The organism is Xanthomonas sp. D-99 (genome assembly GCF_017746145.1).
Taxonomy (GTDB): Bacteria; Pseudomonadota; Gammaproteobacteria; order Xanthomonadales; family Xanthomonadaceae; genus Xanthomonas; species Xanthomonas cissicola.
The window spans coordinates 64,636-76,655 of the sequence record NZ_JAGHWU010000020.1 but is presented as its reverse complement, the minus strand read 5'-3'; the positions used below and the strand labels follow the sequence as shown (position 1 = coordinate 76,655).

Genomic DNA, 12,020 nt, shown 5'->3' with positions numbered 1-12,020 from the left:
CACGTCGCTTTGCGCAGCGATCGGCTGTGATGCGTGCACATCCATCGGGAAAACCAGCATGCAATTTCAAGAACGCAGCGAGAGCATCAGGCAGTTGGCCGAATTGATTCGCGGCGTGGACATCGCGATGTTCACCACCGTCTCGGCCGACGGCAGGCTGGTGAGCCGCCCGCTGGGCACGCAGGAAGTCGAGTTCGATGGCGACCTGTGGTTCGCTACCGCCGCCGACAGCCCGAAAGTAGCCGAAATCGCCGCCGATCCGCGTGTCAACGTGGCCTATGCGTCGGCGTCGAAGAACACCTATGTCTCGGTGGCCGGCACTGCACGCGTGATCCACGACCGCGCCAAGATCGACGAACTCTGGTCGCCGGCCATGAAGGTGTTTTCCCGGGCGGCAAGGACGACCCGAACCTGCGTTTGATCCACGTGCGTGCCGAATCGGCCGAGTACTGGGACGGCCCCAGCGGGTTGCTCGGCAAGGCGCTGTATTTCGTGATGACGGCGGTAACCGACGATACCGGCAGCCTGTCGGACAACCGCGTGGTCGATCTGAAGTGACTGCGTCGCAGGCGACGTGCCGGACGCGCTGCGCTCAGCGCCAGGCGTCCGGCCACCAATCGCGAATCAGATCCACCAGCTGGTCGGAGGTGACGCCGAACGCGGCCACCGAGATCAGCGCAGCTGCCCAGCCCGCCAGCATCAGCGCGCCGTCGCGCTCGAGCAGGGCCAGCGCGAACAGCAGCAGGATCAAGCCGAAAATATAGTTGGTGAAAGGGATCGGCAGCGTCAGCAAGATGCCGACCAACACCAACAGCACGCCAGTGAGTAACTGTGCCGGCATGCGGTCCAGCATGCCATGTAGCCGCGGTTTGAGCAGACGATCCAGGCGTTGCAGCGTCGGTCCCAGTTTGGCCACGAAGCGCTGACTGGTCCGTCGGCGCGGCCCACGTTCGCCGATAAAGCGCGGTACCCACGGCTTGCGCAGGCAGCACATCATCTGCAGCCCGATCAGTATCGTCAGCGGTCCGCTGATGCCACCGGCAACGCCGGGAATCGGAATGAACGAGGGCAGGATCGCAAGAAACAGGAACACGCCGAAGGCGCTTTGCTGCAGGTCGGCCAAGATTTCGCGAACGCGCAACACCTGGTCCGGATCACCTTCGCTGAAGGCTGCCAGCAAGCTGCGGATGCCTTCGTTGCGGTAGCGCATCTGCTCGCTGGCATCATCGCGCGGCGCACTGCCATCACCCGACGATGTCATCGCTGTCCTCGTCGCCCACCCGGCGCAGCAGCAACTTGTCCACGCGCGCACCGTCCAGGTCGACGATCTCGATGCGCCAGCCGGCCCAATCGAAGAATTCGCCGGCCTGCGGAATGCGCCCGAAATAGTAAATGCACAGGCCCGCAAGCGTGTGGTAATCGCCTTCGTCGGCGTCGGGCAGTTCGGCACCGAGCACTTCGCGCAATTCTTCCACCGGCAGCGAGCCGTCGATCAACAGCGAGCCGTCTGCGCGCGTGACCACCAGTGCGTCTTCGTCGGTATTTTCCACCGCCTGCAGACGGCCGACCACTGCGCCCATCAGGTCGCTGATGGTCACCAAGCCACGGATTTCGCCGTATTCGTCCACCACCAGCGCCATCGACTGCTGTTCTTCGCGAAAGATTTCCAGCAGCTTCATCGCGTGCGTGGACTCGGACACGAACAAGGTGTCGCGCAGCGCCTGGAACAGGTGCGCGCCGTGGTCGTCCATGCGCGTGACCAGCGATTTGACCTCCAGCACACCGGCAATGTCCTGGTCGCTGCCGCGGTATACCGGGTAGCGCGAAAATTCGTGCTCGCGCATGATCTGCAGATTGCGTTCCGGCTCGGTGTTGGCGTCCAGCCAGGCGATGCGGTTGCGCGGGGTCATCAGGCTGTCGGCGGTGCGATCGCCCAGCCGCATCACCCGATTCATCATGTCGCGCTCGTGCGCGTCGATCACGCCGGCCTCGTGGCTTTCGGCCACCAGCATGCGGATCTCTTCTTCGGTGACCGAGGCCGACTCGTCCTTGCCCATGCCCAACATGCGCAGGACCAAGCGGGTGGAACGCGCCAGCACCCACACCCCGGGCGCGGCGATCCTGGCCAGCCAGGCCATCGGCACCGCGACAACGCCTGCGATGTCTTCGGAATTGCGCAGCGCCAGCCGCTTGGGCACCAGCTCGCCGAAGATCAGCGTCAGGAACGTGATCAGCGCCACCGCCAGGGTGCTGCCGATGACCACCGAATACGGGCGCGGCTTGCCGACCAGTTCGAACGTGCCCGCCAGGGCCGGGAACACGCCCTGCAGCCAGCTGGCAATGGCTTCGCCGATCGCCTCGCCGCCGAACACGCCGGTCAGGATGCCGATCAGGGTGATGCCGATCTGGACCGTGGACAGGAAGTTTTCCGGGCTTTCGGCCAAGGCCAGGGCCCGTGCGGCGCGCTTGCTGGAACCGGCCATCTGCTTCAGGCGGCTCTTGCGCGAGGTCATCAACGACATCTCCGACATGGCGAAGAAGCCGTTCAGCACGATCAGGGCGATGACGATCAAAAACTCAACCACGGGCGTCTTCCCCGGTCAGTGAAGGGGAGGGCGGGGGAGTGCTGGGGCTACCGGCGGGCGCACGGGCCGGGCGGCAACACGGGGGGATAGGGTCGTCTTCCATAGGGTGCGCCCGAAGGCGCGGTGGCATGGTAGCAAACCACAGGGTGGTTCGAGCCGGGAAATGTCGATGTGAAGGCCGCTCCCGGCGCGAGATACCCAGAGAGGTCATGGAACGGTCATAATTCGCGTCTGGCGCCGTCTCTCCCTCGACGGCAGGAAGTTGTCCACCCATGTTCTCGTTGCAGACCATCTTCGGTTCCGGCAAGCAGTTCTATGCGCTTCTCAACGAAGCGGCGCAGGCCGCCTACGACAGCACCAGGGCGTTGCACGCCATGATGCGCGAGTCCGACCGCCAGCCCGCGCTGGACGCCTTCAAGCTGGCCCGCCTGCGCGAACGCGCCGCCTCCGACAAGATCGGCCAGGCGCTGGTGGACAGCTTCATGACCCCGATCGAACGCGAAGACATCGAAGCACTGGGCTCGGCGCTGTACAAGATTCCCAAGCAGGTGGAGAAATTCGCCGACCGCTACTCGCTGGCGACCAAGCACCTGGAACACATCGACTTCGCCCCGCGCGCGGCGATGCTGGAGCAGGCCGCCGCGGTGGTCGTGGAGATGGTGGCCGACCTGCCGCACATGAACATCGACCGCATGACCGCGCTCAACGACAAGCTGCGCATGCTCGAAAACGAAGCCGACCGGCTGATGCTGGAGCTGTATCGCGACATCTATTCCGGCCGCCTGGACACGTTGCAGATGTTCCTGCTCAAGGAGTTCTTCGAGATTCTGGAAAAGGCCATCGACCGCTGCCGCGAGGCCGGTGTGGTGGTCTACCAGATCGTGCTGAAGAACAGCTGAGGTCGCCGCGTGCTTACCTTAGTTCTGGTGGTGATCCTGGCCGCGTTGGTGTTCGAGTTCATCAACGGCTTCCACGACACCGCCAACTCCATCGCCACCGTGGTTGCCACCAAGGTGCTCTCGCCGGGTTGGGCGGTGATGCTGGCCGCCGGCATGAACCTGATCGGCGCGCTGACCGGCACCGCCGTGGCGCTGACGATCGCCTCGGGCCTGCTCAATACCAACGTGGTCGAGGTCACCCCGCAGGTGATCCTGTGCGCGCTGCTGGGCGGCATCATCTGGAACCTGATCACCTGGTGGAAGGGCCTGCCGTCTTCGTCCTCGCATGCCTTGATCGGTGGGCTGTGCGGCGCCGGCCTGGCCGCGGCGCACAACGACTGGGACGCGCTGATCTGGTCGGAAAACATCGGCAACTGGGCCAAGAACAAGGGCCTGTTGTGGAAGGTGTTCGTGCCGATGATCACCTCGCCGATCGCCGGTTTCGTGCTCGGTATCGTGGTGATGGTGTTGCTGTGGGCGATCATCGCCGGCATGTCCAAGCTCGGCGGCCCGATCGGGCGGCTGGCGCGGCCGCGCTGGGTCAATGCGTTCTTCGGCAAGGCGCAGATCGCCTCGGCCGCGTACATGGGCTACGCGCACGGCCACAACGACGCGCAGAAGACCATGGGCATCATCGCCATGACCCTGATCGGCGCGCAGTCGGCCGGCGCGCTGGACGACCTCCCGGGCTGGTTGTCGTTCCTGCATCCGGGCACCGGCCTGGCCGCCGGCGCCGGTATCCCGATGTGGATCGTGCTGACCTGCGCGGTGGTGATGGCTGCAGGTACCGCGTCGGGCGGCTGGAAGATCATCAAGACGCTCGGCCACAAGATGGTCAAGCTGCATCCCATCCACGGCTTCGCTGCAGAAACCAGCTCGGCGACGGTGCTCACCGTGGCGGCGCATTTCGGCATGCCGGTGTCCACCACGCACAGCATTTCCACCGCCATCATGGGGGTGGGGTTCGCCAAGAACCCGCGTTCGCTGCGGCTGGGCGTGATCGAGCGCATCGTCTGGGCCTGGATTCTGACCATCCCGGCTGCTGGCGGCGTGGCGTACCTGATCCTGACGCTGTTCGAGCTGTTGGGCTGGACCTGAGCGATGCCGCGGTGCGGTCACGCACCGTCGGCACACTGCGATGCCCTTGCCGTATGGGCCTGTTTCCGGCAGGCTGCCCGCATGCCATGAGTGAGACCCTTTCTCGATGATGCTTGCCCTGGTGTGCGTGTTGTTCGGGTTTGCCTGGTTGATCGACCGACGCGGATTGCGGCGGTTTTCCCGCGTGTTGGGCCTGGCCAGCTTGCTGCTGGTGTTCGCGGTTGGGTGCGGTCCGCTGCCCTCCTGGATGCTGCAACACCTGCAACGCACCGGGGTCAACGATTTCAACGCGTGGGGCGCGCGCAACGTCATCGTGCTGCTGGGTGCCGGCACCGTGCGCCCGGAAGGCCGCGACGCGGTGGCCGAGGCCAACCTGTTCGCCTATGGCCGCATCGTCGAATCGGCGCGGCTGTACTGGCAATGCCGGCACAGCGGTGGCGATTGCAAGATCGAGATCAGCGGCGGCGATGCACGCGGCCTGGGCCTGTCCGAAGCGGTGGTCTATCAGCGTGTCCTGCTCGGCCTGGGCATTCCGCGGGCAGATCTGATCATGGAGCCGTCGAGCATGAACACCTGGCAGAACGCGCAGTTCAGCCAGCCCTTGCTGCGCGACTACCGGCCCGATCGCATTGCGTTGGTGTCCTCGGCCACGCATCTGCGTCGCGCCGAATTGTATTTCCGCCATTTCGGCATCGATGCCACACCGGTGCGCGCCGACTGGCTGACTGCCACGTGGTCGATCCTGCCGCAGAGCTACAACTTCACCCTGGCCGATGTGGCCCTGCACGAATACCTGGGCATTGCCCGCTATCAGGTCTACCAGTGGTTGGGGTGGAACGTGAAGGCTAGCGAGCCTGGTGCGTTGTGATTGGGGAGCCGGGATTTGGGATTGGGGATTCGTAACAGCTGGTGCGCTGCTAGATCTGCTTGGCTGATGTACTTGCGACGGTGCTTGCCAGTTCCAGATTGACGATGGCAACGCAGATGCGCGGCACTCGGAAATGATGGTGCTGCCCGACGGCTTGGTCGCCGGCCGCGTGTGCGGCCGGCGCTGGCTGCGCTCAGCGCGTTTCGTACATCGCCTTGACGTCGCTACGGAACGCGGCCTGGCTGTCGGCGCGGTTGTAGAACATGTGGCCGCCGGGATATTCGCGTACCTGCACGCGTTTGCTGTCGCTGCCCATGGCCGGCATCTGGTCCACCGTCAGGACCTAACCCATGAACGGGCAGGAGAGGTCGTTCCAGCCGTGCGCGATCAACACGCGCAGCTTCGGATCGATCGCCACCGACTGACGCAGCTGGGTCACTGCGCCCTTGCGAAGCTCGTCGTTCCAGTCCCAGAGCTTGTTCACGTCGTAGTTGAGCGCGCGATATTGCGCATCGATCTTCCAGCCGACCACGCGGGTGACAAAGTCCACCATTGCGGTGGTGGTGGGCGCAATGATGCTGTCCAGCAGCGGGTCGTTGGCGCGTTGTTCGGCATCGTTGGGAAACGGGTCGAAGGCGGTCACGTTGGAATCGTAACGGCTGCCCAATTCGCCCTTGTCACGAAACACTTCGCGCAGATAGGCCTGGGTTTCCAGGCGTCCGCCGGAGCGCCGCACATATGCCGGGTCCAGCCCGGTCATGCGGGTGACCTGCTGCAGCATCGCTTCGGTGGCCTGCGGGTCGGTGCGTCCTTTCATCAGCGCCACCGCGTAATCGCCGCGGGTGTAGTCGATCACCTGGCGCATCGCGCTGTCGCTGAGCTGGCCCTGGCGCTCCAGGTGCGCAGCAGTGATCGAGGGAAGCGTCAGCATCCATGCCAGGGGCGACACATCGCCGTTGTCGTCCAGGGTCGGGTTGAGATACGGCGACACCAGCACCACGCCGTTCATCGCCACGCCCAGCTGCGTCTGCAGATAATGGGTAATGCGCGGGCCGCGGAAGCCGCCATAGCTTTCGCCGACCAGATACTTGCGCGCCTGCAGGCGGCGGTTCTTGAGCAGCCAGTCGTAGATCACCCGCGAGAGATATTCCACATCCGCCTGCGGGTTGTAGAACTGCTTCTTGGCATCGTCGTCGCCGATCAGCGCGCGGCTGAAGCCGGTGCCCACCGGGTCGATGAAGACCAGGTCGGTGAAGTCCAGCCAGGTGCCCGGGTTGTCGCGCAGCGTTGCCGGTGCCGACGCGCTGTCGCCTTCGGCGCCGAAACCCACGATCTTCGGGCCGATTGCGCCCATGTTGAGATACACCGATGCGGCGCCCGGCCCACCGTTCAAGGCGAAGGTCACCGGGCGGTCCTTGCCATCGACGGTATAGGCGGTGAATACCACTTCGCCCGTGGTCTTGCCCTGCGCATCGCGCACCGGCAACGTGCCGACCGTGGCGGTATAGCTCAGGTTGCGGCCGGCCACGCGTGTGCTCTGGCGCACGCTGGCGTCGGCCGGCAATGGCGCCTGTTTGGCGGCAGCGGAATCGGGTTTGGCATCGCTTTTATCGGTTTTGTCTGGCGCTTCGGCCAGCGCTGTCCCGCTGAACAGCACGCAGGCCAGCAGGCCGGCACGGAGAAAGAAGGGCATGGGCATCGACGTGATTGCAGGGAAGCGCCGATGCTAGGCTGCTGCAGAGCCCGGTGGATGTGCAGGAAGGCATGGATGTCGCGCGGACCGAGGTGGTACGCAAAGGCAGATGTGTGCGGTCCGCCGAAATGAGCGCCCATGCAAGGCGCTTCCTTCTCCCGTCGAGACATTGTCCCGCCTGATGCGGACGGTGCTCCGAAGGGGAATGAGGGTGCGGGCGAAGCCTCGTGCTACTCACTTCGCAAGTGCATACGCCCGTACCCAAACGCCGCTCTGCGCCCCGCCCGCGCTTGCGGCGCGGGCGCTCAAAGTCGCGCGCGCCGCAAGCACGCGCAGGCCGTGCCTTCTCGCCTGGGCGGGAGAGGGGCTATCGGTTTCAGCATTCAGACTTCAAGCGAGGCCAGATCGCCCTTGGTTTCCAGCCACTGCTTGCGGTCGCTTGCGCGTTTTTTGGCCAACAGCATGTCCATCAACGAACGCGTCTGCTCGCCGTCGTCGATGGTCAGCTGCACCAGCCGACGCGTGTCCGGGTGGATGGTGGATTCGCGCAGCTGCTGCGGATTCATCTCGCCCAGGCCCTTGAAGCGGGTGACGCTGATCTGGCCCTTCATCTTCTCGCGCGCGATCTTGTCCAGCAGCGTGGTCTTTTCTTCTTCGTCCAGCGCGTAGAACACCTGCTTGCCCACATCGACACGGAACAAGGGCGGCATCGCCACGAAGACGTGGCCGGCAGCGACCAATGCGGGGAAATGCTGCAGGAACAGCGCCGTCAGCAGCGTGGCGATATGCAGGCCGTCGGAGTCGGCGTCGGCCAGGATCACCACCTTGCCGTAGCGCAGCCCGGTGATGTCGTCCTTGCCCGGGTCGCAGCCGATCGCGATCGCCAGGTTATGCACTTCTTCGGAGGCCAGCACGCTGCCCGAAGCCACTTCCCAGGTATTGAGGATCTTGCCGCGCAGCGGCAGGATCGCCTGGAAGTCCTTGTCGCGCGCCTGCTTGGCCGAGCCGCCGGCCGAATCGCCTTCGACCAGGAACAGTTCGGTGCGCGACAGATCCTGGCTGATGCAATCGGCCAGCTTGCCGGGCAGGGCAGGGCCCTGGGTGACCTTCTTGCGGACGATCTGCTTCTCTGTCTTCAACCGTGCGCTGGCGCGATCGATGGCGATCTGCGCGATCTTCTCGCCGATTTCCACGTTCTGGTTGAGATACAGGCTGAAGGCATCGTGCGCGGCGCCTTCGATGAAACCGGCGGCCTGGCGCGAGGACAGGCGTTCCTTGGTCTGGCCGGAAAACTGCGGATCGGTCATCTTCAGGCTGAGCACGAAGGTCACCCGGTCCCACACGTCTTCCGGCGCCAGCTTGACGCCGCGCGGCAACAGGTTGCGGAAATCGCAGAACTCGCGCAGCGCATCGGTCAGGCCCGAACGCAGGCCGTTGACGTGGGTGCCGTGCTGCGCCGTGGGGATCAGGTTGACGTAGCTTTCCTGCACCAGCTCGCCTTCCGGCACCCAGGCCGCGGCCCAGTCGACGATTTCGGTGTCTTTTTTCAGGCTGCCGACGAACAGGTCGGCCGGCAGCAGTTCGTGCTCGGCCATCTCACCTTTCAGGTAATCGCGCAGGCCGTTTTCGAAATACCAGCTGTCCTGCTCGCCGGTGGCCTCGTCGTGCAATTTGACGGTCAGGCCGGGGCACAGCACCGCCTTGGCGCGCAGCAGGTGCCGCAACGCACGCACATTGAATTTGGGCGTATCGAAATACTTGGGGTCGGCCCAGAAACGCAGCCGCGTACCGGTATTTTTCTTGCCGACGGTGCCAACCACTTCCAGCTTGGACGCGGCATTGCCATCGCGAAACTCCATGCGGTGCTCGCTGCCCTCGCGCTTGATGAACAGCTCGACCTTGGTCGACAGCGCATTGACCACGCTCACGCCCACGCCGTGCAGGCCACCGGAGAAGGTGTAGTTGCGGTTGCTGAACTTGCCGCCGGCATGCAGCCGGGTCAGGATCAGTTCCACGCCCGGAATCTTCTCTTCCGGATGGATGTCCACCGGCATGCCGCGGCCGTCGTCGGACACTTCGCAGCTACCGTCCTTGTACAGCGTGACGTCGACCTGCTTGGCGTGGCCGGCCAGCGCCTCGTCGACCGAGTTGTCGATCACTTCCTGCGCCAGATGGTTCGGGCGCGCAGTGTCGGTATACATGCCGGGGCGGCGTTTGACCGGGTCCAGGCCCGACAGCACTTCAATATCGGCGGCGTTATAACGGGTGTTCATGCATCTCGTTGGCACGTGAAACGACGCGCAAGTGTGGGGGCTGAGCCGATTTTTTGCACGCGACCGGCGTTCAGTGGGTGGCCGGGCAGCATTGGCTACCCTGGCGTTGGTTTCGAAATCAAACGTCCCCACCTGAGGATGTCACCGAAGCCAAAGAGGACGCCATGAAGTTCAAGCACATTCTGATGCTCACCCTCGGTGCGGCCGCAGTGGCAGCGCTTCCCGCCATGGCCCAGGCCGCTCCGCAGCAGGCCGGACAGGGCGCCGCCGCTCAAAAGACCGACGACGCGAAGGCCAAGACCGAAGCCGAGCGTAAGGCCGAACGCCGCGCCGCCGCTGCCGCGCAGAAGCCCAAGGCCGACAGCGCCCCGCGCGAGGAAGAGGAAGAAGAAAAGCCTGCACGCTGACCGCGCGGCCTAGCGGTCAGGTGCCACCGACGCCCCGGCATTGCCGGGGCGTTCGCTTTTTGGGGTAGCTGTGTAAGACCACGCAGCATTGGCGTAGCCGGTGCATGGGGCAGGCATGTAACGCGCATGCATTCCGGCCCCCGCAGAGAGCCCGCAATCGCCTGACCACTGCTCGTCATGTCTGGCAGCCGCTCGGGCCTGCGCGACATGCACTGTTTCAACGTGTGATGACCTCGTCGTCACGCAACCCTTGGGCATTCGCCCGTCACCCGCTAAACTATGGCTTTCCGGGAGGCTTCAAGCCCCATGACCCCCCTGATTTTCGTTACCGGCGGCGTAGTGTCCTCGCTAGGCAAGGGCATTGCCGCCGCTTCGCTTGCGTCCATTCTTGAAGCGCGTGGCCTGAAGGTCACGATGATGAAGCTGGACCCGTACATCAACGTAGACCCGGGCACGATGAGCCCGTTCCAGCATGGCGAGGTCTACGTCACCGACGACGGTGCCGAAACCGACCTGGATCTGGGCCACTACGAGCGCTACGTGCGCACGCGCCTGTCGCGCAAGAACTCGGTGACCACCGGCCGCATCTACGAGAACGTCATCCGCAAGGAGCGTCGTGGCGATTATCTGGGCGCCACCGTGCAGGTGATTCCGCATATCACCGACGAAATCCGTCGCTGCATCGACGAGGCCACGGCCGGGTTCGATGTCGCGTTGATCGAAATCGGCGGCACCGTCGGCGACATCGAATCGCTGCCGTTCCTGGAGGCGATCCGCCAGGTGCGCACCGAGCGCGGCGCCGAAAAGGCCATGTTCATGCATCTGACGCTGGTGCCGTACATCGCGGCGGCCGGTGAGTTGAAGACCAAGCCGACCCAGCATTCGGTCAAGGAACTGCGCTCGATCGGCATCCAACCGGACGTGCTGCTGTGCCGGTCCGAGCAGGCGGTGCCGGATTCGGAACGCCGCAAGATTGCGCTGTTCACCAATGTCTCCGAGCGTGCGGTGATCAGTTGCCCGGATATCGACGTGCTGTACGGCATGCCGCTAGAGTTGCTGCGGCAGGGACTGGACGAATTGGTCATCGACCAATTCAAGCTGCGCGACAAGGTGGCTGCAGCGGATCTGTCGGAGTGGGCGGCCGTGGTGGACGCGGTCAAGCATCCGCTGGACGAGGTCAACATCGCCGTGGTCGGCAAGTACGTCGATCACCAGGATGCCTACAAGTCCGTGGCCGAAGCGCTGCGTCACGGCGGCCTGCGTCAGCGCACCAAGGTCAACCTGAAGTGGCTGGAAGCGCAGGATCTTGAGGGCAGCGACATGTCCGCGTTGCAGGACATCGACGGCATCCTGGTGCCGGGCGGTTTCGGCGATCGCGGTTTCGAAGGCAAGGTGCAGACCTCCAAGTTCGCGCGCGAGCACAAGGTGCCGTATTTCGGTATCTGCTACGGCATGCAGGCGGCCGTGGTGGACTATGCCCGCCACGTCGCCGATCTGGATGCAGCCAACAGCACCGAGAACGATCGTCAGTCGCCGCACCCGGTGATCGGCCTGATCACTGAATGGCGCACCGCCACCGGTGAAGTCGAAAAGCGCGACGAAAAATCCGACCTGGGCGGCACCATGCGCCTGGGCCTGCAGGAGCAGCGCCTGAAGCCCGGCACGCTGGCGCGCGAGGTATACGGCAAGGACGTGGTGGCCGAGCGGCATCGTCACCGTTACGAGTTCAACAACCGCTATCGCACCCAGCTGGAAGACGCCGGGCTGGTGATCTCCGGCAAGTCGATGGATGACACCCTGGTGGAAGTGGTGGAACTGCCGCGCGACACGCACCCGTGGTTCCTGGCCTGCCAGGCGCATCCGGAATTCCTGTCTACCCCGCGCGACGGCCATCCGCTGTTTATCGGCTTCGTGCGTGCGGCGCGCGAGAAGAAGGCCGGCGGGAAGTTGTTGAAGGAAGCGCGCGCGTGAGCAGTCCCTTCTCCCCTTGGGACCTCGGTCAGCTTCATGGGGAGAAGGCGCCCTGAAGGGGTGGATGGGGGGCGCGGCAACACACTGGGAGATGGCAGCTGTGATGAACGCGTCGCCACGCGCCAGCCAGGGCAAACCATGGGGCTTCACAAACGCCCCGCAACCGTACCCTCACCCCAACCCCTCT

At 64.5% G+C, this 12,020-nt stretch carries 8 protein-coding genes and 2 pseudogenes; 6 read left to right on the top strand and 4 right to left on the bottom strand.

What is annotated here, in order from left to right:
* Window positions 1–58: 58 nt before the first annotated feature.
* Window positions 59–558 (top strand): annotated as a pseudogene (locus J7360_RS09625) (pyridoxamine 5'-phosphate oxidase family protein).
* Window positions 559–592: 34 nt separating this feature from the next.
* On the opposite strand, the gene J7360_RS09620 reads toward J7360_RS09625, so the two are convergent.
* Together J7360_RS09620 and J7360_RS09615 are read right to left on the bottom strand one after the other, a co-directional pair.
* Entirely contained in the window at window positions 593–1,261 is a 669-nt protein-coding gene (locus tag J7360_RS09620) for an exopolysaccharide biosynthesis protein (protein WP_057659742.1), read from the bottom strand.
* Entirely contained in the window at window positions 1,245–2,585 is a 1,341-nt protein-coding gene (locus J7360_RS09615) for a hemolysin family protein (RefSeq protein ID WP_057659746.1), read from the bottom strand. The genes J7360_RS09620 and J7360_RS09615 overlap by 17 nt, the downstream gene beginning before the upstream one ends.
* Before the next feature lie 272 nt (window positions 2,586–2,857).
* Here J7360_RS09615 and J7360_RS09610 point away from each other — a divergent pair, with 272 nt between their 5' ends.
* The 3 genes from J7360_RS09610 (at window position 2,858) to J7360_RS09600 (ending at window position 5,489) form a co-directional block, all read left to right on the top strand.
* Window positions 2,858–3,484 carry a DUF47 family protein gene (locus tag J7360_RS09610; protein ID WP_008571222.1) on the top strand — a complete coding sequence of 209 codons (627 nt, stop codon included), beginning with the start codon at window positions 2,858–2,860 and terminating at the stop codon, window positions 3,482–3,484.
* Window positions 3,485–3,493: 9 nt separating this feature from the next.
* A complete protein-coding gene (locus J7360_RS09605; protein ID WP_209033744.1) occupies window positions 3,494–4,621 on the top strand; it encodes an inorganic phosphate transporter in 1,128 nt (375 codons plus the stop codon).
* Window positions 4,622–4,727: 106 nt separating this feature from the next.
* Window positions 4,728–5,489 (top strand): YdcF family protein, encoded by a 762-nt coding sequence (locus J7360_RS09600; protein ID WP_042675941.1) that lies wholly within the window; start codon window positions 4,728–4,730, stop codon window positions 5,487–5,489.
* 193 nt (window positions 5,490–5,682) lie between these two features.
* Here the strand turns inward: J7360_RS09600 and J7360_RS09595 are convergent.
* A pseudogene (locus tag J7360_RS09595) lies at window positions 5,683–7,182 on the bottom strand (S10 family peptidase).
* A 383-nt stretch (window positions 7,183–7,565) separates the two neighbouring features.
* Window positions 7,566–9,455, bottom strand: a complete 1,890-nt coding sequence (parE, locus tag J7360_RS09590) for a DNA topoisomerase IV subunit B (RefSeq protein ID WP_022559547.1) — start codon at window positions 9,453–9,455, stop codon at window positions 7,566–7,568.
* A gap of 164 nt (window positions 9,456–9,619) precedes the next feature.
* Here parE and J7360_RS09585 point away from each other — a divergent pair, with 164 nt between their 5' ends.
* Complete coding sequence (locus J7360_RS09585; protein ID WP_005914995.1) at window positions 9,620–9,862, top strand: hypothetical protein; 243 nt, start codon at window positions 9,620–9,622, stop codon at window positions 9,860–9,862.
* Between the two features lie 306 nt (window positions 9,863–10,168).
* The gene (locus J7360_RS09580; protein WP_007966795.1) at window positions 10,169–11,833 is read left to right on the top strand and encodes a CTP synthase; all 1,665 of its coding nucleotides are present in this window, start codon (window positions 10,169–10,171) and stop codon (window positions 11,831–11,833) included.
* Window positions 11,834–12,020: the final 187 nt, after the last annotated feature.

Bases quoted from the DNA above. Each gene is read 5' to 3' on its own strand.
- parE (WP_022559547.1), bottom strand. From the start codon at position 9,455: ATGAACACCCGTTATAACGCCGCCGATATTGAAGTGCTGTCGGGCCTG.
- J7360_RS09620 (WP_057659742.1), bottom strand. From the start codon at position 1,261: ATGACATCGTCGGGTGATGGCAGTGCGCCGCGCGATGATGCCAGCGAG.
- J7360_RS09585 (WP_005914995.1), top strand. From the start codon at position 9,620: ATGAAGTTCAAGCACATTCTGATGCTCACCCTCGGTGCGGCCGCAGTG.
- J7360_RS09580 (WP_007966795.1), top strand. From the start codon at position 10,169: ATGACCCCCCTGATTTTCGTTACCGGCGGCGTAGTGTCCTCGCTAGGC.
- J7360_RS09600 (WP_042675941.1), top strand. From the start codon at position 4,728: ATGATGCTTGCCCTGGTGTGCGTGTTGTTCGGGTTTGCCTGGTTGATC.
- J7360_RS09610 (WP_008571222.1), top strand. From the start codon at position 2,858: ATGTTCTCGTTGCAGACCATCTTCGGTTCCGGCAAGCAGTTCTATGCG.